15 protein-coding genes are annotated in these 21,928 nt (G+C 49.6%); 9 read left to right on the plus strand and 6 right to left on the minus strand.

The annotated features are described in order from the left end of the window. Window positions 1-191: 191 nt before the first annotated feature. Window positions 192-1,979, plus strand: coding sequence for an RICIN domain-containing protein (locus ACO0LG_RS17195; protein ID WP_423028504.1), 1,788 nt, complete (start codon window positions 192-194; stop codon window positions 1,977-1,979). A 99-nt stretch (window positions 1,980-2,078) separates the two neighbouring features. Here ACO0LG_RS17195 and ACO0LG_RS17200 read toward each other — a convergent pair whose 3' ends face one another. Then, complete coding sequence (locus ACO0LG_RS17200) at window positions 2,079-2,717, minus strand: hypothetical protein (RefSeq protein WP_423028506.1); 639 nt, start codon at window positions 2,715-2,717, stop codon at window positions 2,079-2,081. A gap of 376 nt (window positions 2,718-3,093) precedes the next feature. Between ACO0LG_RS17200 and ACO0LG_RS17205 the strand changes: the two genes are divergently transcribed. After that, on the plus strand, window positions 3,094-4,020 hold the full coding sequence (locus tag ACO0LG_RS17205; RefSeq protein WP_423028508.1) for a hypothetical protein: 927 nt from the start codon (window positions 3,094-3,096) through the stop codon (window positions 4,018-4,020). A 240-nt stretch (window positions 4,021-4,260) separates the two neighbouring features. Further along, entirely contained in the window at window positions 4,261-5,121 is an 861-nt protein-coding gene (locus ACO0LG_RS17210) for a C13 family peptidase (protein WP_423028510.1), read from the plus strand. Window positions 5,122-5,214: 93 nt separating this feature from the next. On the opposite strand, the gene ACO0LG_RS17215 is transcribed toward ACO0LG_RS17210, so the two are convergent. Continuing rightward, entirely contained in the window at window positions 5,215-6,066 is an 852-nt protein-coding gene (locus tag ACO0LG_RS17215) for a rhodanese-like domain-containing protein (RefSeq protein WP_423028512.1), read from the minus strand. 401 nt (window positions 6,067-6,467) lie between these two features. Between ACO0LG_RS17215 and ACO0LG_RS17220 the strand changes: the two genes are divergently transcribed. Together ACO0LG_RS17220 and ACO0LG_RS17225 are read left to right on the plus strand one after the other, a co-directional pair. Continuing rightward, complete coding sequence (locus ACO0LG_RS17220; protein ID WP_423028514.1) at window positions 6,468-9,875, plus strand: TIM-barrel domain-containing protein; 3,408 nt, start codon at window positions 6,468-6,470, stop codon at window positions 9,873-9,875. A 650-nt stretch (window positions 9,876-10,525) separates the two neighbouring features. After that, the gene (locus ACO0LG_RS17225) at window positions 10,526-11,956 is read left to right on the plus strand and encodes a hypothetical protein (protein ID WP_423028516.1); all 1,431 of its coding nucleotides are present in this window, start codon (window positions 10,526-10,528) and stop codon (window positions 11,954-11,956) included. A gap of 389 nt (window positions 11,957-12,345) precedes the next feature. Here the strand turns inward: ACO0LG_RS17225 and ACO0LG_RS17230 are convergent, their stop codons facing one another. Continuing rightward, window positions 12,346-13,023 (minus strand): hypothetical protein, encoded by a 678-nt coding sequence (locus ACO0LG_RS17230; RefSeq protein ID WP_423028518.1) that lies wholly within the window; start codon window positions 13,021-13,023, stop codon window positions 12,346-12,348. 412 nt (window positions 13,024-13,435) lie between these two features. Then, a complete protein-coding gene (locus ACO0LG_RS17235) occupies window positions 13,436-13,831 on the minus strand; it encodes a hypothetical protein (RefSeq protein ID WP_423028520.1) in 396 nt (131 codons plus the stop codon). Window positions 13,832-14,106: 275 nt separating this feature from the next. Here ACO0LG_RS17235 and ACO0LG_RS17240 point away from each other — a divergent pair, with 275 nt between their 5' ends. After that, complete coding sequence (locus ACO0LG_RS17240) at window positions 14,107-14,670, plus strand: hypothetical protein (RefSeq protein WP_423028522.1); 564 nt, start codon at window positions 14,107-14,109, stop codon at window positions 14,668-14,670. 352 nt (window positions 14,671-15,022) lie between these two features. Here ACO0LG_RS17240 and ACO0LG_RS17245 read toward each other — a convergent pair whose 3' ends face one another. Then, window positions 15,023-17,188, minus strand: a complete 2,166-nt coding sequence (locus ACO0LG_RS17245) for a metallophosphoesterase (RefSeq protein ID WP_423028524.1) — start codon at window positions 17,186-17,188, stop codon at window positions 15,023-15,025. Between the two features lie 431 nt (window positions 17,189-17,619). Next, entirely contained in the window at window positions 17,620-19,083 is a 1,464-nt protein-coding gene (locus ACO0LG_RS17250; RefSeq protein WP_423028526.1) for an MFS transporter, read from the minus strand. Window positions 19,084-19,221: 138 nt separating this feature from the next. Here ACO0LG_RS17250 and ACO0LG_RS17255 point away from each other — a divergent pair, with 138 nt between their 5' ends. From ACO0LG_RS17255 to ACO0LG_RS17265, 3 genes are all read left to right on the plus strand, one after another. Continuing rightward, window positions 19,222-20,163: a LysR family transcriptional regulator gene (locus ACO0LG_RS17255; protein ID WP_423028528.1), complete on the plus strand. Its 942-nt coding sequence runs from the start codon at window positions 19,222-19,224 to the stop codon at window positions 20,161-20,163. Window positions 20,164-20,483: 320 nt separating this feature from the next. Then, on the plus strand, window positions 20,484-21,068 hold the full coding sequence (locus ACO0LG_RS17260; protein ID WP_423028530.1) for a hypothetical protein: 585 nt from the start codon (window positions 20,484-20,486) through the stop codon (window positions 21,066-21,068). Window position 21,069: 1 nt separating this feature from the next. Then, complete coding sequence (locus tag ACO0LG_RS17265; protein ID WP_423028532.1) at window positions 21,070-21,879, plus strand: transglycosylase SLT domain-containing protein; 810 nt, start codon at window positions 21,070-21,072, stop codon at window positions 21,877-21,879. The last annotated feature ends 49 nt before the right edge of the window (window positions 21,880-21,928 follow it).

A 21,928-nucleotide genomic window follows, 5' to 3' on the forward strand; every position in this document is an offset into this window, starting at 1 on the left:
GGCTTACCAGGCAAGCCAGGAGCAAGGGCAAACGCGGCTATGCTGCCGTAATGATTGAAAAGAAAACATGATTGTGCATTTGATTATAAAATGCATGGTCTTGAACTGTCTTTTTATCCCGTCTTTTGATTCCCCCGGTCTGTTGTTTGTCGCCATGGTGGCGAATGCCGGTTTTTCCCCTGGAGTTTTGCATGGCCTTCAATTTTGAGAACGACAGACCTTATTTCATCATCCCCAAACATAGCAAGCAGCCACTAGGCGTGCAAAGGCAGGAAAAACAAAGAGGGCTGAAGATAGAGTCGCAAAACGCGATTCAGGGCAGCGCGGCCCAGCAAGTGCGTTTCGCCCGCCATGGCAAGGGGCACTTTTATGTGATCATGAGTCATTCCGGTTTGTACTGGGATATCAAGAACGCTTCGCAAGATGCGGGTGCAGAGCTGTTGCAATGGGATTGGGGTGATTCACACGGTAACTCGCCCAACCAGCGTTTCAGGCTGATGTCGAACGGTGAAGGCTATTACTACATCAAGGCTGCGCATAGTGGTCTGACGCTGGAAGTAAAAGATGCCGGGAAAGATGGCGCGCAAGTACAGCAAAATCAACTGAACACCAATACCGCCAACCGCGATTACCAGTTGTTCAGCATTATGCCGGCCAGTACTGGTTATCTGGTGAGAGAGCCAATGGCATTTAAGGTTCATACCGATTTTATACGTGAGGCAACGCTGTCACTGATAGACAAGATGCCCGAGCTTGGTGGTGCAGTGCAGGCCATTGTCGGCTTCTTCTGGCCTGACAATCACGATCAGAATTTTTGGGATCAGATCACCGCCTATGTTGAACAGCGTATGAAGGATTTGCTGAAACAGGCTGAAATCAAAACATTGACGCAGACCCTGGAAGGCATCAAAAAAAATCTTAAGGAATATCTGACCACCACTAACCTGACCAATAAACGCATCAAGCTGATTGCTGCCATTGCAGCGGCTACGCAGGTAGAACACCAATATCTCGATAATGATGGCGGCCTTGCCGTGCTGCCACTCATGGCATCCTGGGGCACGATGGTGCTGACTATGCGCATGGAAATGGTTAGTCACTATAATAAGGCGAACTTGCTCCTGGCCAGCACTGACGAGGTTGCGCTGAAGGCGGATGGTGATGAACTGCAATTTTTAAACGAAGCCATAGCACGCTTTGGCCTGGCCGCCAGTACCAGCCGCAAAAAGGCGATGGAATGGCGATTGTCATTTATCGTCAGCGATGTAAAAGTCACTTCCAGTGGGCAGGGGCGGCTGGAAGAATACTGGGTCGAAGATCGTTATGAAGGTTGGCGTGTTTCACATACTTCCGCGCCTTCATCACGCGTTCATGATCCCTATGCCAAGGCCAAGGTAGATAAAGCCAAGGAAATGCATGTGGCCAGGGTAAAGGCGAAATTCGATGTCGAACTTGACGTTATCCTGGCACAGGTGTACCTATGGCCTTATTTCAACAGAGAGCAAAAACCTGGGCCGGGCAAAAAGAAAGTCGCAGTAACGACCGCTTATGGGTATATGCCTTCTACCAACAGTTTTGCCGCAAAGCTTGATGATTTGGGCGAAGTCGTATTGTGGACGCATGCAAATAATCAGCCACATGCCTTTCTTTGTGGCCTGCAATTGTTACCTGTTAAAGGCGATGGTTTTTCCGCCGGCAAGACAGAAGGGAATAAACAGACACTGAAACTGGCAACAGGTGAATATATCTGTAATGTCCGCCTTCTTGAATGGGATAACATCATTTTGGGACTGATACTCGAAACCAATCTGGGACGATCGATCCAGGCAGGCAAGATTGGCGATCATATCAATGGCCGCTATTTTGACGCGGGCCTTGACGATATGGTTGCTGCCAAACTCGTCAATATTTCTGGCACCCATAGTGCGGATAAATTCAATTCACTGAATTTTCATTGGGAATATGAGCGGGCTGAATAAGTCGATCGCTGCCTATGGCATCTGTGGTGATGGAGATGAATGTGGTCATCAATGCGTTGATGACACTGCAAGGCATTCATTGCAGTTATGCTTTGCTGTCTAAGCTTCGGCAGCAAAGCATTGTTCCATGGCCCTCAATGCATGCAGATTCGATGGAATGAAAGCATGGCTTGCCGGTACAGGTATCGCCTGCGCCTGTGAAGATGGAATGGCCTCATCAGCAGCGACCATGCCATCATGTGGCATGCTAAATCCAAAGAAGATACAGAAGGCGCCTAGCCAGGGCCATGTACCATAGACGTGTGCGCAGGGAATGTTGAGTATGGGGACTTTGCTCATTCTTTCTTCATCAGCGGCAAACTGGCCACATTCGCCAGTCAGTATCTGATAGATTTTCCAGTGACGTAATCTGCGGGCGAGCCGCATGGCGCGCAATGGTGATGCCAGCAATACTGCGCGCTTTGGACGTAAACGCGGTTCCAGTTGCTCATTCAGACTTCTGAGAAGCACGCCACCAAAAGAATAGCCAACAGCATGGTAGTCGCCTTGGCTGCCGACTGCAGTTAATAATTCGTTGAGCTTCTTTTGGATTTCATCAAAGGATTGGGACGATACCTTGTAATCAAAGCATAGTACCTTGTAGCCGCGTTGTTCAAAGTAGCGTACAAACTTGCCGCGCATATAGCGCTTGCCGCCAACGCCATCGATAAACACAAGCTGACGGGTATTCTTGCTCATGCAAACTTTCCATTAAAACCTGAACACGCGACAAAGACCGGCTACACAATTCTCTGCAGCTACCCCTGGTATTGATGCAGAATAAAAAATTCCGTGATTTTTATGGTAGCGGTCGCTAAAGTGATTTTTCATTCAGAAAAATCTTGTAGTATTGTAGCCTGAACCAGAGTTTGACAGCGCCACAGGTACATGCGCATTTTCATGATCTGTACTTTTCCTGATTCATACGTATTCGTAATTGAATAGCTTACCGGCTCAGTGTTTCGTGCAGAGTATTTTCTGCTTCTAAATGTCGTCAGTTGTGCTTATTAACTGTTTTTATCAACTGTTTCTAATAACTGTTTCTATTAACTGTTTTCATCAACCCTTTAAGACCATGAAAATTTCCTCAACACTGTTAATCGCAGCAACCGTAACTTTGTCAAATTTTGCTGGCGCGAGCACGGCAACGCCTGCAAAACCAGCCGCGTCAAATGCCAAACAAGCGCAAGCTGGTAAATTCTCCATTGAGCTGCTGGCGAAGGACAAACTCCCAGTCAATTTCAAAGGTGCGAATTTAATTGAGACTATCAATGCACTTGAGAAAATGTCCCTCATCAAGAAAGGGGAGTTTGAAACCACGGCAGATTTCGATAACCGCAAAGCCAAGGCATATGCAGCTAAATTGCCCGGCGGGCTGGGCATAGATGATTATTTTGCTTTTACTTTCCCGGTCTCTGTTGCTGATTCTCTTCCAGTCGGTTTCAGGTACAAATACGATGCAGATGCTGGTGATGTGCTGTTTTTCATGCTGCCTACCAATGCGTCTCTTAATGGTATAGGCTCACCTAACCATGACATTAAAGGTGCAAGAGCCGATAGGCTGGATGCGCTTGATTTTGATCTTAATATTGACAAGACCAGGACATATCGTGCAAGTAACGCCTATGGCGCAACGGTCAATGTTGAAGAGACCTCTACGACAGTATTTGGTCTGGCGTCACCCACTATCCCATTTCTCGACTTTAAGCGTGAGGTAGGTTACTACAGAGACTTGATACCCGCTGCCCGCGTAAGCATGCCAAGTGCTCTTGCAGCAAAAGAGCTGCCTGCGATAAAGGCCCTGGTTGTCGCCAAGATCACCCAGCCTTATCTGATCTATGACTTTTATCACTCAGAGCCAACCAGGGATAATCCAAAAGAGAGCTATCGCCAGAAAAAATATTTAAGTACAACGATAGAAGGTGTGATTTTCTATTCCCTGGCGACAGGTCAGGTCATTGCCCGCCTGCCTGATGGTTTTGGTCTGCCAGCGAAACAGTGATTACAGTGATTATTGTCAGGCGATGAAGGAAATGCCCTGGTTGGGCCTGGGATGGTAGCGTTTCATGCGATTAGCCTGGCGTTCATTGATATGCTTAAAATGTCGATTGCGTCCGGCTAGCCAGTATGGGCGCAAGCTTCTCTGTTTTTTAAATCCTGCACTTGAGTATGAGAGTATGACACATTTTTTAACAAATGTTATGATAGCCAACTTTATCGCTTAAAAAGTGTGCAGAAATAAATGAAGAAACTTTCCTCTTCCCTTTGGATGGCTGGCCTGCTGGCGTTTTTGTCTGCTTGTGCGACCAAACCAGCAATTACTTATCTAAACCCCGGCCAGGACAAGGCGCGTGAGATGAGTGATCAATTGATGGCGCAGCAAAGTCTGGCCAATCATGAAAAAGCCAATGCCATCAGCCATCACCGTGTCTGGTATGCCGGCTTTGGCTTGCATTCAGGCTCCAGGGCTTTTCTGGGGGATGTGCAACTGGCCAAGAAGAGGCTGGAAGAAATCAATCCTGAACTCATCAGCTACAGTTTTGATAACGACCCGCATCAGGACAAACTTGATGCTCCCTTTGCCCATCTGGGCAGCCTCGACCAGACAGCCAGGGATATTGCCAGTCAGGCCAGGCAGGGTGACGTGGTGACCATTTTGCTGACCAGCCATGGCTATACAGACCTGGTGGCGGTTGAAATAGGTAATAAGCCCACTGCACCTATCTGGACGCGTTATCTCAAAACGGCACTGGCACCTCTGGAAAAATTCCCTACTGTATTGATCGTTTCTGCCTGCTATTCGGGTTCCCTGATCTCGCAGTTGAAAGCGCCGAACCGCATCATCGTGACTGCGTCGGCAGAAGACAAGGTGTCTTATGGCTGCCAGCCATTGGCGCACAATACCTTTTTTGTCGATGCCCTGTTCGGTAGCAAGCTAGACGCCGGGCAAAACCTGATGCAGGTGTTTGAACATACCAAAGAGCTGGTGACAGAGCGTGAGAAAGTTGCGAAATTTGATCCCTCGTCACCACAGATTTTTGTCGGTGAGAAAATGCAGGCCTATGCGCAGCAACCTTTGAAGTCCTGGTTGCAGGCTCAATAAGCCTGGCATTAGTTGGCAGCAACGCTAGCCAGCTTGACCAAAATAAATAGGGCCATCATCAAGATGGTCCTGGCTTTTTATGAGGCTGCAGGTCTAGCGCAATACCGTAAATAATGGCACCGCTTTCACCACTGGCAATTTTGCTGCCCGCCATGCAGAGATGCCGCCGCGATACCAGTACAGGTTGGAATAGCCCATGTCTTTGAGGCGCACCAGGGTATTGATACTCATCCAGCATTCTTCAGAAACACAAAACACCGCGATGGCAGCATCTTTTTGTGGAAAATTTTTCTTCATCAAAGCATGTAAATCTGCATCCAGGTTTTTATTGAAGGCAGCCTGTGGTTCATCAACAAGATTGGCCGCCCCATCAAGAGAGATGGCAAATGGCAGGGTCATGTCGGTATTGTCTATGCCCAAGGCATCAATTACGCTGATCTGTTTTTTAGCGAGCTTTTCTGCCAGCTCAGGTGTGCTGATGTTGCTGATGCCGTCTATGCGGGTGGGCGTGGCATAGTGAAAGCCTTCACTGCCGGGGCGCAGGTGTTTCACCGGCGGTAAAAACCAATCGGCATTTTCATAATCCTGATAACCGTCCTGGACTTTGAGTTTTTTGATAGCCTGCTCAGACTCTGACAGGAAAAGTGCATACTTGTCCTGAAAAGTCTGGTCATCAAGGTCATACAGATTGCAGTTAACTTTGCTACGGCGCTGGCAATTCGACAGGGCCGAGCGCACGGCCAGGATGTCGTTACTCATACCATAAGCTACACCCCAGGCACCGTCTGCCGCCACGGCAAAGGCTTTCTTGGTTTTATGTTCCTTGTATTTTTCAAATCCGGTCTGGGCGCTCTTGCCCAGTTCAATCGGCCCCTGCCAAAGAGCCTCAGCATGGACAGCGCCTAGTGCACAAAAATAAAACGTCAGGACAGCAGAAATTTTCATGGTTCGCAATAATGAGATGGTCACATGGTTTGATGCTCCTGCATGTACGGCTGTGCAGGGAAATTCAAATCCGGTTGCCATTTTACATTATTTAACTTTCGCGTGAGTCATGCTCTTGAGCAGAGTACTGGCTTAATTCATTTATGCTCTAAGTGCTGCGTTGTTACGTAATATGCTTTGCGTAGTGCGGTTTGCGCGATACTCGTTGCGTGATGCAAGTCCCGCGCCTGTGTTTCAAGCGGACGTTGATACAAGGCTTGAGTCCTGCCTGCCTCATGTGGGAAAATGCTGTAAATATATTAAGACAAGATTTACTGTGAGCCTGGTCTCAACAGACATTTACCTCATACCTCATACCTCATACCTCATACCTCATACCGCATTTACCCATTGACGCCACCATGCACCCACCATTGCGCAAGACCCTTATCGCAGGCCTGGTTTCCACATTCGTCTCCAGCATGCTGGTATCTTCACCGTCCACCAGCCATGCCGCACCCCTGGGCAATATGCGCAACTTGTCTGTCAGCGCGCAGCGCCAGATAGAGTTCACGACGGATGAAGGTAGCATCGTCCGTATCAGTTTGCTCAAGCCAGATATGTTCCGCGTCTGGGCGGGTAGCAAGGGACAATTGCTGGATGCGGGTGACAAGGCCGCACCTATCGTGCTCAAAAAAGACTACCCTGATTTTTCGGTCAGCGTTACTGCGCCAGACGGCTATCAACTGGTGCAGACATCCGCCATGGCTTTGCGCATCTACCGCTCTCCGGTGCGCCTGGCGCTTTACAAGGCCGACAACAAAACCCTGCTCTGGGAAGAAAAACAACCGCTGGAGCTTGGCGACAAGAGCAGCTTCCAGACTCTTTCCAGCACTGCTGACGAAGCCTTCTTTGGTGGTGGCCAGCAAAACGGCAGCTATGCCTTCAAGGGTAAGCAGCTAGAGGTATCTTATTCCGGCGGCTGGGAAGAGGGCGACAGGCCCAGCCCGGCACCGTTTTACATGAGTAGCAAAGGCTATGGTGTGCTGCGCAATACCTGGAGCAATGGCAGCTATGATTTCCGCTCGAATGATTACCTCAGCACCAGCCATCAGGAAAAACGCTTCGATGCCTATTATTTCGTCGGCGACAGCATCAAGGACGTGCTGGCCAGCTACACCGAACTCACAGGCCGCGCCAAACTCCTGCCACGCTGGGCCTATGAATATGGCGATGCTGATTGCTACAACGATGGCGACAATAGCAAAAAGCCCGGCACCGTGCCCGCAGCCTGGAGCGATGGCCCCACCGGCAAGACGCCAGACGTGATGGCAGCAGTGGCCGCCAAATACCGCGAGCACGACATGCCCGGCGGCTGGATACTGCCTAATGACGGCTATGGTTGCGGCTACAGCAATTTGCCCGAGGTCGTTGCTGGATTAAAAAAACATGGCTTCCGCACCGGCCTGTGGACAGAAAACGGCGTCGATAAAATCAAGTGGGAAGTTGGCACCGCAGGCACGCGCGCACAAAAACTTGACGTTGCGTGGACAGGCAAAGGCTACCAGTTCTCGCTCGATGCCAACATGGCCGCAGCACAAGGCATACTCGATAATTCAAACGCACGCCCCTTTGTCTGGACCGTCATGGGCTGGGCGGGCACACAACGCTATGCGGTCACATGGACAGGTGACCAGTCCGGCAGTTGGGACTATATACGCTGGCACATCCCCACGCTGATAGGCTCAGGTTTGTCCGGCCAGGCCTATGCCACTGGCGATGTCGATGGCATCTTTGGCGGCAGCCCCGAGACCTTCACGCGTGACCTGCAATGGAAGACCTTTACGCCCGTACTCATGGGCATGTCAGGCTGGTCAAAATCAGAACGCAAACACCCCTGGTGGTTTGATGAACCTTACCGCAGCATCAACCGCGACTACCTCAAACTCAAGATGCGGCTCATGCCCTATATGTACACCTATGCGCATGAAGCAGAGCAGAGCGGCGCACCCATCGTGCGCGGCCTGATGTGGGATTATCCGCAAGATACCAATGCCAATAACGAGAACTACAAATACCAGTTGATGCTCGGCAAAGACTTCCTCGTGGCACCGGTATACCGCAGCCAGGCCGCCAGCAAGGGCTGGCGCAAAGGCATCTATCTGCCGCAAGGCCAGTGGATAGATTACTGGGATGGCCGCGTCGTCGCAGCAGACACCAAAGGCAAAGTCATCGACCAGCAAGTCACGCTGGAAAAACTGCCTGTCATGGTACGCGCCGGCGCGATTTTGCCCATGTACCCAGTCGCCCTGTACGATGGTCAGGTGCCCAAGGACGTGCTGACGCTGGACATCTACCCGCACGGTAAATCCAGCTTCACCTTGTATGAAGACGATGGCGAAAGCCGCCAGTACCAGAACGGTAAGTCCAGCCTGCAAACCTTCACTGTAGATGCACCAGAAAACCGCGCAGGCGATATCAGCATCAGCATCAGCGCAATCAACGGCAGCTATGAAGGCATGGAACAACAACGCGCACTGCAACTGCAAGTACACCCCCGCGTGCAGCCAGATGTAGTGCACTTTGGTGAACAAAACCTGCGGGCATACAGCAGCCGCGCAGACTACGACAAAGCCAGTAGTGGCTGGTATTTTGAAGCCGCAGAAAAATACGGCACCGTCCACATCAAGACCGCCAAACTACCCGTCAACCAGGCTTACCAGTTCCGTCTGGGCATTGCCGCCAACAAGCAACTCGCGACAACAGCAGACTACCCACCAGCACCAGACCTGGGCAACACCATCGCCGCAGACAGCCTCATCGTGCTAAGCCGCCCCGCAGAAGAACCCGGTCACCCACTGGAAAACGCCTTCGACGGCAAACCCGGCACCTGGTTCCGTACCGTGCGAGACCAGTCGCAAAAAACAGGCGCCCATGAATTCAGCCTTGCCCTCGGCGAGCGCCGCATGATTAACAGGTTTGACATCGCCCCACGCAATGACAAGAACTGGCAATACGGCCAGGTCAAAGATTTTGAAATCTACCTGGCCGACACTAACGGCGAATGGGGCAAACCCATCTACACCGGCCAGCTCAAAAAACAAGAGGGCAAACAAAAGGTAGAATTCGCCGCCAAAGCAGGCCGCCTGTTCCGCTTCCGCGTCCTCAGCACCCACGACCAGAACGACGACGGCGACGCACAAGACCCCATGGTATTAACCAGCACAGGCGACGCCAAACCAGCCAAGGCCTACAACGCCTTCAACCCCGTCGTCATCAGCCCGATCACGATTTCAGAATTCAGCATCCTCGAAAAACCAGCACCAGACAAAGCCAGGCTGCAAACTTATTTGTCTGACGCTGTCGCAAATACTCGCAAAGGTGGCAAGGCCAGCTACGCCAAAGACCTGGCCTATAGTACTGGAAGTACCAAGCCAGTCAAAGGCGAGGTCAACACACAAAGCAGCATGCAAAGCAATATGAAAATGAATGGCCTGCTCTTCCGCAAAGGCCTGGGCGTTGCTGGCAACAGCGAAATCGACTACCAGCTCAAAGGCGACTGGCAAACCTTCCGCGCCGACGTCGGCATAGACGACAGCTGCCGCAACCACGGTGGCCTGCAATTCCAGGTATGGGGCGACGATAAACTGCTATTCGACAGCGGCCTCATCATCGCACCAGCAGTCGTCAAACCAGAACTGGACATACGGGGCATCAGCAAACTTAAATTAAAGACTACAGGTGTCAAAGCAACGAGCAAGGCAGAGGTTTGTGCTAACTGGGCGAATGCTTCGGTGATTGGGTTTGTGGGGGATGGGGTGGGGAGGTAGTTTGTGACTTACTTTGATGAACTGCCTGATGGGTCATCGAACGCCACTGGTGCACCAGCGCGGTAGTCTCCTGCCTATGCAGGAGGAAAGGGTTTTGAGGTTCCCGTAAATATCTATTGGTTGTAGTTTATCTGTTTCAGCAAAAAAAAACCACCATTTAACCTGGTTACGCACATGCATAACCATAATTTGCTTAATGTAAGCAAGTAGCAAAGTTCGCAAGGAGCTTGACCCCAAATCCGTCGTTTCTGCGTAGGCAGGAGCCTAGTGGCGTAGCTTGTAAAACTTGTGGCAGATTCAATGCGAAAGTCAATTTCAGAAAGTAAGTCGAATGCTTTTGAAGGAGGGGGATCGCAAATAATATGACTTCGGGGATGTAGTTAATTTGCTGCATATTATCCATACGATTGCATTGATCTAATCGTATCTGCGATTGCCAAGCGTTTTTTATCCTAGAAAGAGCCAATATTTTTTACAGACATGGTAATTAAGGCGTTATAGTTTGCTTAATTAATGAGCATTAAAAAATATTAACAATTATCCTTTTTCTGGGGGAATGAAAAATGTCTCGATGGATACAATACTTTCAGTTACATCCATTTCAAATCAGTTGGAAGAAACTGAAGTCTTCAATTCCGAAGCTAGAAAATTTGGATATAAACGAAATTGAAAAAATAACGGAAGTTTCAAGGCTTTCGAAAGTTATTTTATTTATTGATGAAATTTTGATCGCAAATGATCTTGAGCTAATTCCTGAGAATTTGTGGGACGCAATGAAAATTTATTCTGATGAGTGTTGCTCGCAAATTGAAGCGTTTAACAGCAATCAGGATATTGGATTCCTCAAAGGCGCAAATACTTGCGCAGATAAACTTTTGATTGCTATTCGACCGTATACGATAATTAATGACGACGTTGTGAAATCACTTCAGCATTCTCTGTTTAATTATCACGAAACAGTGGAATTATCCGTTGCGCTATTAAAGAAGAATTCTAACAAGGCAAATTTGCAAATCACTGCAAGCAACGAAAAAAGCATAGAGTTGCTTGCTTCGATATCTAAGGCGAAAGAAGATATTGATGAATTGCATGGTCAATTATTTGGTTTGAACGATCAGTCTCAGCAACCAAGCATAAAAGAAGATATTAATGCAGTACATCAGAAATTCCTTTCCGAATTTGAGCAAGTAAAAAACTACTCAATGGAACTGCTTATTGGAAATAATGATCGCGCATCGACCAAGAGATTAATATTGGAAGCTCAAGAAGATATAGAATCTGCGCAAGAAGAAATTCATGAATCGCTAGCAGATACAGAAAAGAAAATTGATGAATTAAATATTTTTCATACAAAAATTTTTGGAAAATCGATTGAAGGTCAAGATAGGCCTGAAGATGGATTAAAAAATGAAATAGAGATGCGGATGAAAATCTTAGCTGATTTCGAAAGTGAGCAAAACAAAAGGTACATTGCTTTAAATGAACAAATAGAGACTTTACTTCCTGGCGCAACAAGTGCAGGGCTAGCATCAGCCTATAAGGAAATGGCCGATTCATTTAAAAAGCCAATAGATGTTTCTACTAATTTGTTCTTGGCCTGCATTGTGTCGTTAGTTTTAATGACTTTTTTCTTCTCAATTGATTCTGTGCTTATGTGGCCAGAATTTTCCATTAGATATGTCAAACATACTGATTATCTTGATGTGATAAAAGGAATTTTATTTAAAATTCCTTTTTATGCACCCGTTATTTGGTTGGCGCTATATGCAACAAAAAGAAGAAGTGAAAGTCAACGGTTGCAACAAGAATACGCTCATAAAGAAGCCCTTGCTAAGTCATATAAAAGCTATCGCGATCAGTTGGCGGCTCTTGGTGATTTGGACAACGAAATGCAAAAAGACTTAATTAAAAAAACGATTGATGCCATTGCGTACAACGCATCCGATACGCTTGACAGTACTCATGGCGATAAAATGCCAATTCAGGAAGCTTTTGAAAAAGCTCTGGACGGTTTGCAAAAATCTAAATCCGTGATTGACAAACTAACAGAATTGGGTGGCAAGTCGCCTTTGCCTAAATAAACTATGTTTCTTTTTCAGCGATGTGTATTGAGATATCGTACTTATACTCGCTGAAGCAAAATAATAAATAAGAGTATTCAATATGAAATACGCAATTCCCTTTATTTTTATATGCGGCTGCGATCAGACAGGTAGGTATCAAATTGCTGCGACTAAAGGATCAACCCCTAATGATGATCGAGTTTGGGTACTGGATACGAAAACGGGGAAGGTGAGTCTTTGCTATGAACACGCTGCTCAAGTAAAGTGTCTTCAAAATAGTGGATTGCCTAGTCCTTAATGTTCCCTATGCTCATCAGTCTTAGTGAGGGTAACATTAACTATGATTGCTTGAAGTAGCTTGGATTTATCGCTCACCTGTGCGCTGCAACGCACCCTACAAATCTGTCTCAGGAAGTTTCATTTTCTTTTTTCAACGCAATGGCCAAATCCAGAATTTCTGATTGATACACATACGCTTGCATGCTGCGGCTCAGATAGATAACTGTGAAAGCCATCAGGGCCAGTAAGAATGCGACACAGAATAAAGATTCATAGAGAGGGGTGGATAACAAAGAAATTTCTGGAAATTTCACAGGAGGGGTTTTAGACGAAAACACTTTTAGCAAGGTCCATCCAATTGCTGCGAGTGAGAGTAGTGCTATTTTGTCTGGGGAGCCGATCAAGAGACTGACTTTGTTTTTGATGCGGGTGATCTTTAGCTGAATGATTCTTTGTGCATTTTCAAGATCTTTTTTGGAGTATGAATCCAATTCGCTTACATGCTTTTGATCGGTTTCGATGTCGATAATGAAGTTATCCAGCGACTTCACTTTCAGACTTTTGATATTCACAATGGTTGAATAAATATTGATAAGAAAAGCGCAGATTGGAAGGACTAATGCGGCCACACCCAGAGCAAGGGCAACTATTACAGCATATTTATTTAAAGAGCTGATGACGTGCCACAATACGAAGATAATGATGAGTGCCAGTAATACGAACCCTGCTTTCATCAGCCTGCGTGGGAGCTTTTCATGCCAACGCTCTTGTCTGGATTCCGGTTCTGTACCTTGTGTGTCACTCATATCATGTAATTTTCTGATGATGTCCAGGGTTTGCGGTTTTTGTATCTTGACTGCTTGATGTTTGAATGAGCGCGGCATAAGCGGTGGTATAAATAGATAGTTAAATAATAAATAACTATAATTGTATTATTTGCCACTTACCAGTGAAATTTATTTCTTAAGTGCACGCTCATTTGCTTGGGTGCTTTGCTGCATACAATCTTATGATCAGGGCAGGGTGTCAGTGAGCCTTTTATGCAAGCGCGCACTGGATATCATCATTACGGTGTGAAGTGCGACCGGGGATTTTGGATGCTTGTGGAGCGGTCGTGAATTTTTTTGGGGAGTCGTGCCAAGTCTGATATTGCCAGCTGAGATGGCACTGAGCTTCGTAAAGCCCAGTACCATTTGAATATGCGGTACAAATAAAGTCTTATTGCCCTGGCTTGACCGGCACAACCAGTTCACGCGAAATACCGCCACTTTGGGCGCTTCCGGACTGGGTGCCTTCACCGCGCATGCGTTGCAAGCAGTATTCACGGTCTGCTGGTGGGAGGGCGTTGCAGCGGAGTTCGCGGTTGCGCTGGAGTTGGTCTTCGCTTGCTGTGGTGAGGCTGTCTGATTTGGCTTGTTGCCTTGCCGCACCGGCTTCGCGCAGGCAGGTTTCTTTTGATTGATTGGATTGGCCGTTGAGGCAGAGACTTTTCTCATATTCGTAACGTGCGCTGGCGCTGGTATCCTGGCGATCTGCTGCCACGCTCATATTAATGAACAGGAAAGAGGAAATAATACCGGCAATCAAGCCTGCTGTTTTTTTTGCGGTGTGCATGCGTGATCCTTTATGCTGGCGATGGAGGGCGTTGATTTCTGTTTGACCGTGTTTCATGGCATGACCTCATTGAGATGGTAAAGATGCTGTACATGCAGGCATATAGCAGTTGGAATATCGCCCAAGCCAGCAGTTTATCTTGTCACTGACTTGAGTGTAGGCGAAACCAGTCTCTTTTTCTGCGTGCTACCGCACATTGGAAATGAAATCTTTGTATGCCGGGGCAAGGGGTCGCGAGTAACAAATCAAGTATCATATTCAGGTCTACCCTGTGCATGTCAACGGCACTGGCACTGCGTGATTTTGTGCCACCTGGCTGGACGGTGGAAAACCAGGTCAGTGGTGACCTCAATGGCGATGGCCTGGCCGATATTGCTGCCGTGGTGGTGGAGGGCAAGAGTACTACTGACGACAGACAACGTGGCTTGATCGTGCTGCAGGCAAGCGCGGGCAAGGGTTACAGTGTATTGGGCAGCAATAGCAAGCTGCTGCAATGCCAGGGTTGCGGCGGCGTCAAAGATGGCATCAATGTCACTATCAAAAACGGTGTGCTGGTCGTCAGCCAGTACAGTGGTTCGCGTGAATACTCAGTCTATACCTGGCGCTTCCGCCTCGATGCGGCCAGCCAGCGTTTGCAAATGATAGGTATAGATGAAGAAGAGGCAGATGGTATGGTGGGCAAGGGTTCTACGGTCAGTACCAATTTGCTGACTGGCCTGCAAATCAGCGAAAGCTATCAGTATGACGAGAAACGCGACCGTAAAGTCATACTCAGCTCTAAGAAAGGCAAGGTCGCAAAAAGCGTAACTTTGCTGGAGGATGCGGTTGGGAGTCAATAGGCGTGAAAAACAGGGTTGTTAGAGCATAGGTACGATTAGTGCTTACGTAATCTTACGCAAGCATGTTAATTTTCTCCATCAACTTCGATAATTGATGATGTTTGCTAAGGCAGAGTCAAATCAAAGGTAACAGCAATTGATGACGGAAAATTGCAACATGACTTTAATCCGAAGATGGGACGTGGATTTTATTTGACCGCAGACATGCGTACGATTACGTTAGCACTAATCGTATCTACACGATATTGAAACGACGATGCGGTGTGAACAGACTTGCCTGTGAAAATCATCACCACTCATTCTTAGAAATTATCCCCGTTTGCCATTGGCCAAACGGGGATGATCAAGCGCTTTAGTTAAAACTTGCAGAGCTGGTATTGGTATTTGTCAATGTCTGAGTTTTGAAGTTGACGGTGAAGCGGTCGCTGGGTTTGCCTGAGCCCAGTCCTTTGAGGATGCTGAATACTTGCTTGAACTGGTTTTGGAAAACCACATTGACCGCATTCTGGTCTGAAGGTTTTCCATCCAGCATACTGATGGCAGCCGGGTTGGCCGGGAACGCGTTCATCAGGACTTTGTATTGCTTGACCCGGTCTGTGCCCATGTCACGCAAGGCGAGTTCGCCGGCATAGACGGTGCGGTGGAAGTCGCCATAGAATTCATAGGCGCTGATTTTGGCGAAGTCATCCAGCTTATAACCGGCAGCAGTGGCGAGTTGTGTTGCCTTGTTGGTGGCTACTGTCCAGTCGGCGGTCAATTGGCTGGCGGAGACAGGCGTAGCGCTGCTGCTACCTTTTGACATGCAGGTGGCAGTCAGGGGCAAGACGCCGGGGATGTCTTTCAATTGCGCGAACGTGACCTGGGTCTGCAATTGCGACAGGATCAGCATCTGTTTGGCGTCGAGGCTGGTGGCGGCTTCTTTCATTTCACAAGGCCAGTATTCATCCATAAAGCGCAAGCGTGACAGTTCACCAAAATAAAAGCGGGTAAATTCGCCATAGGATTTGGTGGCGAGTATGTCTTTGCTCCAGCGCTTGCTCACATCAGCGGCGAGGCTGCTGTTTTGCAGGTAGTCGTACTCGGTCTGGTAATACTTGAAGAGTTCGTTATAACGGGCCACATTGTTGAGGGACACGGTTTCGATATCGACTGTGTCCTGGTCCTTGTATTTGACGATCTTGTAGGCAGCACCAAATACGGCCAATGAGGGCGACTGCACATTGACGAAGTAATTGCCGGATGCGTCCTTGTAATCATTTGTGCCATTGAAGTGCATGTGACCGCCCATGTGCAATTGCATGCCCGTGGCTGCGAGTGCAGTAGTGGTGGCCTGATCAGGCACGCGAGTAACCTGGAAGGCGCCCGACTTGAAGACTGCCTTCATGGTATCAGTCTGGTTGGCGTAAAAGTCCATGGTCGGATAATGCGAGAAGGCAATCAGGCGCTTGCCCTGAGACTTGGCGCGGGCAGTGACAGTCTTGATCCATGCCAGCAAATGTTTTTTATGCGTCAATACCTTGTTCCAGCCCGCATTGCCAGCGCCATCAAAGCCTTTGAATGCCTTGGCATTGACCGGGTCAAATGCGCTGTTGGGGATGTGGACATTGGCGTCAATCGAGAGCAGCCAGACACCCTTGACCGGTTCTACCAGATAGCTGGAGTCGATGATGCTGGTGCATTTGGTAAATGCCTTGCCCAGGGTTTTTTCACCTTCTGCCTTGTAGCTGCCGCCTTCACCCTCTGCGCAAATTTCAAACTGGCGATTTTTTACGTCGGCGCTACTGAGTGCTGCGTCATAGGTGTAGGTGGCATTGGCGTAGCTGGAAAACGGGGTCTCCCAATACACGTCGGCCTTGTTGGGCATATAGCCAAACTCGCCCAGTTGGGTGATCAGTTTTTCGTAACCGAGTTCCATGAGTTGGTTGGTACAGGCGACAGTGGCGTCCTGTGATTTGCAGCCGGAATAATTGACTGCATAGACCTTTTGTTCTTTGCCTTCTACCGTCAGGAAATCATTTTTGCCAGCTTCGTCATCGTCATAGGGCTCATTAGGATCATGATTGCCGGGCGCGATAAAGAAGCGCATGCCTTTGGCCTGATACTCTTTCAAGATGGCGGCAATGCCATCGATGTTGACGGGTTGTGCATCGTCGGAATAATCGCCGGACAAGGCCACCAGCCTGATGCCGCGTGCATAAGCGTCATCCAGTGCACCACGGAAGGCAAAGTAGTTTTCATTGAACAGGCGGGTTGAAGTCAGTTGCGCATACATGGTACGTATGGTGGCAAATTTACCGTCACCAGTCGGTATGCCAGAGAATTTGGCATTTTTCAGGTCACCATAGACGTTTTCAAAATGCACGTCAGACATGACGGCCACTGCGGGTGTTTCAGCGACGGGTTCTGGTGCGGGTGTTGCAGCATCTTTGCTGTTACCGCAAGCGATCAGCACCAGCGGCAAGCATAATGAAAGCAATTGATTTGCGGCCTTGCGCTCATTTAAAAAACGGACATTCATGGTCATTCCTGTCACAGGTTCGGAGACTCACCTGGCACATGGGTACAAGGCGAAGATGGATAGCGGGACTGTTGCAGGGACGTACAATGAGAGGCACTAGCCGCCTGCATGGGCTGACATTGTAAAGTTGCTTGATGACAAGGCGGTGACGATGCTTATCAGGTGTTGCGGCAAATGCTGTGTTGCCTGACATGAGTTCTGGAGTTGTTCGGCTTGTTCAAGCTTTAGAATTCAGCTTTGCGAGCAATCGCCCTATCCCTGTAATTCTTGGACAAGTAGGGTGCGTTATAACGCACCGGTCGTGATGGTAAAACGAGGGCGGTAGCAAAAAAACGGTGCGTTGCAACGCACCCTACAAATTGCCGTTTCGCTTAGGTTTCGCTTATGTTCATATATTGCGATGGCGTTTATTGTGAGCAAATCGATGGTGATCAATTTGCAGACTTAGCTGATTTTTTCATCTTCAAACGGCTTATTACCGCAATCCCCAATGCTGTTAGCAACATCACGCCTGCCACGATAAACGTCATCTGCATGCCAGTCGCTATCGCTGCTGGTGTAGCCGCTCTGATGTCACTACTGGCTGATGCATGGGCAAATACTGCGCCCATCAAAGTTGCGCCCGTGATGAGACCGAGGTTGCGGGACAGGTTGAGCATGCCGGAGATAAGGCCGCGCTGATTCGGGGCGATGTCTTGCATGACGGCTGTATTGTTGGCCGCCTGGAAAAGCTGGTAGCCGGGTGTGAGTATGGCGATGGCGATGACGTAGCCAGAGATGCCTGTGATGCACGGCAGCAGGGCGAGGGCGAATGCACCTGTGACCATGGCGACGAGCCCACTGGTGACGGTGGCTGGTGCGCCCATGCGATCAACGATACGGCCTGCGACAATGCCGCTGCAGGCAGAGATGACGGGTCCGATGGACATGAGCAGGCCAACCATGGCGTCGCTCAGTGCCAGTGAGCGTGACAGGTAGAAGGGGCCGACCACCAGCGTGGCCATCATGACGGTGGCGACCAGGGTGTTCATGGCCAGGCTGCTACTGAGGGTGATGTCGTGGAATAGGGTGGGGCGTATCAGTGGTGACGCGACTTTGGTCTCTAGCAGCATGAACAGGGCTGCGCCAAGGATGGCGGCAAGCAGCAATGCCAGGTTGAGTGCGCCAAAATGTCCGCGACCCAGCGTCATGGCGAGGGCATAGGCAGCCAGGGTCAATGCCAGCAACAATGTGCCTGTGTGGTCAAAGCGCGCGCTGGCTTTATTATTGGCTTTGTTGCTGGCTTGCTGGTCTTGTGGCAGATGACGTTGCGCGAGTATGAAGCTGAGGATGCCCAGCGGGACATTGATCAGGAAGATGGCGTGCCAGTTGATGCCTGCAATCAGTATGCCGCCCAGCGAAGGGCCCAAGGCAGTACCAATGGCAGACATGGTGCCCAGTAAACCCATGGCGCGGCCGGTTTTCTCTTTGCTGACGGTGTCACCGACAAAGGCCATGGTCAGCGCCATCATGATGGCGGCACCCAGGCCTTGCAGGGCGCGGGCAGCGATCAGCATATTCAATGTGAGCGCTGCGCCGCACAGGGCAGAGGCTACGGTGAACAGGGCAATACCTGTTAGCAACAGACGTTTGCGCCCCACCTTGTCGCCCAGGCGACCGGCGCTGACAATAAGGATAGTGATGGCGAGGAGGTAGGCAACCACTACCCATTGCACTTGCTGGAATGAGGCACTGAATACGTGGGTAAGGGTTGGTAATGCTACATTGGCGATACTGGTACCCAGTGAAGACAACAGCATGGACAGCGACAAGCTGGTGAGTATCCAGCGCACCTGTTGCAATGCCTTGGTGCCAGTGGACGATGCAACAGCCTCTGTGATGGATGTGGCTTTCATTTTTTTGCTGACTTGAGTAGTAATGTCTGATCATAGGTTTTTACGATATAAGGCGGAAGGCGCACGGTTTGCATTATATTGATGCGTTTAACGCTATGTTGTTGATCATGCCATGTCAAAGCGCGTTAGAATCAATGCATGTCCATCCCTGATCTTAACCTGTTGGTTACCCTCGATGCTGTGCTGGCTGAAGGCAGTGTGGCGCGTGCTGCTGCCAGGCTGCGGCTGAGCCCGTCTGCCATGAGCCGGGCGCTGGCACGCTTGCGCGAGACCACCGGCGACCCTTTGCTGGTCAGGGCAGGGCGCGGACTGGTGCCTACACCCAGGGCGCTGGAATTACGTGAGCAGGTCAGCCAACTGGTACAAGATGCGCAGGCGGTATTACGTCCCGCGGCGCAGCTTAATCTCGCACAGCTGGCACGAACCTTTACCCTGCGCACCAGTGATGGCTTTGTCGAGAATTTTGGACCGGCGCTGATTGCCCATATCAGCGCAGAAGCGCCAGATGTGCGCCTGACTTTCATGCCCAAGCTGAACAAGGACAGTGCGCTCTTGCGTGATGGTAGCGTGGATCTGGAAACCGGCGTGGTCGGCGATTCCATCAGCCCTGAAGTACGTACCCGCGCCTTGTTCCGCGACCGTTTCATCGGCGTCATGCGTATAGGGCATCCATTGAGTCAGCTTGTCATGACGCCAGCCGTGTATGCATCTGGCCAGCATGTGCTGGTGGCACGTCGTACCCAGAGCAAGGGACCGATGGCGGATGCGCTTAAACCCTATGGGCTGGAGCGCGATGTGGTGACGACCGTGGGTGGTTTTTCTGCGGCGCTGGCCCTGGCGCGGGCGTCTGATTTGATTGCTACTGTGCCTGAACGCCATACGGGCAATTTGCGGGCGGGCATGCATAGTTTTGAGCTGCCATTTCCTACGCTGGAAATTACTGTCTCCATGTTGTGGCATCCGCGCATGGATGCTGATCCTGGGCATCGGTGGTTGCGTAATTGCTTGTGGGAAGTCTGTGCCGGACAGACTAAGGGGCCTGGGCCAGGAACGAACCTATTCATAAAAGGCAGAGCCTAACGGCTTCCAGCGGTATTGCCCGTGCTTTGCGAGTGTAGGTGTGGAGGTGATTTTGTCAGCCTCGCTTCAACGTACATCACGGCTTAACGACACTGGATGCCAGATCCAGTCTGGCATGACGGTTGGGAGGCTAATGGCTGGTGATGGAGATTGCCGGGCATGGAGTAGTACTGCAGACGCTATGTTTACCTGGCGCGGTTAAAGCTATTCTCGCTGCCGTACCTAATTTTATATAAAAACCAAAGTAAAATATATTTTATTGTAGAATAGGTATTGTTGATGCTTTTTCTCTTGCCTCATACTTCAAGAAGTGGATGCCTATGAATAACTACTTTCCCGGCAGTTTTCGTTTGTTGAGCAGTCTTGTCCTGGGGGCGGCCTTGTTGCCTGCTATTGCCAGTGCGCAAGTGACGGCCAAATCAACTACCTATATCACTGAAGCCAGCCTGCATTGTGATGAGCTGGATGTCACTGTCGAAACCTATTGCGAACCGAATGAACGTCTGGATGGCGCATGCTTCCTGCAAAAAGTGAAGCTGCATCAGACTGGCACCGACAAGTTCTCAGAAAAACTGTATCTCTACGAAGATTACCTGAAAGACCGTTCAATGATTACGCAACTGGCTTGCGTCAAGGGTAAAGGGGACAAAGGCGATGGCAAGAGCAAGATTGTATTGAGCTCTACGAATCTCGGTAATTGCAAGTCTTGCGAGTGGGATGATTATTTTTCTGAGGTGGGTGTCTTTCTCGGTTCTACCCGTGAAAAATTTGGGGCAACGAATAGCAAACCCAAAGCTATACCAGGCAATTTTCTTCAGAAGCACGGTTTTGTGCTGGATGACAATGGACGTTTCACTGAAATTGAAAAAGTATCCGTAAAGCGCACGCAGCGCGAGGGGAAATAACATGACAGGCGGCAAACAAAAAACCAAGAACTATAGCCATAACGGTGATCCACTGACGGCAGACTCTCAGGGCGACAGCCGCACCTGGGGTGATGCGAATGATCATGTGAAGTTTGAAGTGCAAAAAGAAATTGTGCAGCAGGCGGGCAAGGCCAATCTGTCTCAAAAGGACACTGCCAACCTGCTGGCGTTGGCCGAGGTGGAGTCTGGCTTCAACCCAGACGCCGCAACGACTTCGCGCAAGTCGTCTGCATCTGGTGTATTTGCCATTACTGACAGCACGGCCAAAGATGCAACAGAAAGGCTGAGCGGCACCAAGCGCATAGGTGGCTATGAGGTGGCCGACAAATACGACAGGTTCAACACGGCATCGAATGTGTCTTTCGGTATTGCGGTTTATCTGGATAAAAAGAAGGTCGCTGGTTCTGATGATGTCGGTGATATCTACAAGGCCTGGAATACCAATCCGGCGGAATACAATAAATTGCTGACACGCCTCGACAAGCATGCGACGCAATATGACAAAGACCTGACCAACAAGGTTTGGGATGGCCCAGGCCCGGCAGCACCAGCCAAGCCGGCAGTGCCCGCCAAGCCTGGTGAAACAGCAGAGCCAGCCAAATCTGCCAAGCCAGCGGCGGAAGCACCAAAAGCGTCTGGTGATGTGTTGTCATCCATCCCGCTGTTGAACAAGACGGGGCAGGATGCCGACAAAAACTGGAATATGCTGACGGGCACCGATTCACCTTCCAGCCGCCTGATGATGCGTGTGCCTGAGCCGGTGAAGAAAGAAACTGTCAAGCCGCAATAGCGTGAAAATAGATACGGGTCGATGGCAGGGCTGTGAGGGCTTCCGTCAT

Source organism: Undibacterium sp. Ji42W (assembly GCF_049340405.1).
In the GTDB taxonomy this organism is placed as follows: domain Bacteria; phylum Pseudomonadota; class Gammaproteobacteria; order Burkholderiales; family Burkholderiaceae_D; genus Undibacterium.

Bases quoted from the DNA above. Each gene is read 5' to 3' on its own strand.
- ACO0LG_RS17200 (WP_423028506.1), bottom strand. From the start codon at position 2,717: ATGAGCAAGAATACCCGTCAGCTTGTGTTTATCGATGGCGTTGGCGGC.
- ACO0LG_RS17265 (WP_423028532.1), top strand. From the start codon at position 21,070: ATGACAGGCGGCAAACAAAAAACCAAGAACTATAGCCATAACGGTGAT.
- ACO0LG_RS17195 (WP_423028504.1), top strand. From the start codon at position 192: ATGGCCTTCAATTTTGAGAACGACAGACCTTATTTCATCATCCCCAAA.
- ACO0LG_RS17210 (WP_423028510.1), top strand. From the start codon at position 4,261: ATGAAGAAACTTTCCTCTTCCCTTTGGATGGCTGGCCTGCTGGCGTTT.
- ACO0LG_RS17215 (WP_423028512.1), bottom strand. From the start codon at position 6,066: ATGAAAATTTCTGCTGTCCTGACGTTTTATTTTTGTGCACTAGGCGCT.
- ACO0LG_RS17250 (WP_423028526.1), bottom strand. From the start codon at position 19,083: ATGAAAGCCACATCCATCACAGAGGCTGTTGCATCGTCCACTGGCACC.
- ACO0LG_RS17220 (WP_423028514.1), top strand. From the start codon at position 6,468: ATGCACCCACCATTGCGCAAGACCCTTATCGCAGGCCTGGTTTCCACA.
- ACO0LG_RS17245 (WP_423028524.1), bottom strand. From the start codon at position 17,188: ATGAATGTCCGTTTTTTAAATGAGCGCAAGGCCGCAAATCAATTGCTT.
- ACO0LG_RS17230 (WP_423028518.1), bottom strand. From the start codon at position 13,023: ATGAGTGACACACAAGGTACAGAACCGGAATCCAGACAAGAGCGTTGG.
- ACO0LG_RS17205 (WP_423028508.1), top strand. From the start codon at position 3,094: ATGAAAATTTCCTCAACACTGTTAATCGCAGCAACCGTAACTTTGTCA.
- ACO0LG_RS17260 (WP_423028530.1), top strand. From the start codon at position 20,484: ATGAATAACTACTTTCCCGGCAGTTTTCGTTTGTTGAGCAGTCTTGTC.
- ACO0LG_RS17235 (WP_423028520.1), bottom strand. From the start codon at position 13,831: ATGCACACCGCAAAAAAAACAGCAGGCTTGATTGCCGGTATTATTTCC.
- ACO0LG_RS17255 (WP_423028528.1), top strand. From the start codon at position 19,222: ATGTCCATCCCTGATCTTAACCTGTTGGTTACCCTCGATGCTGTGCTG.
- ACO0LG_RS17240 (WP_423028522.1), top strand. From the start codon at position 14,107: ATGTCAACGGCACTGGCACTGCGTGATTTTGTGCCACCTGGCTGGACG.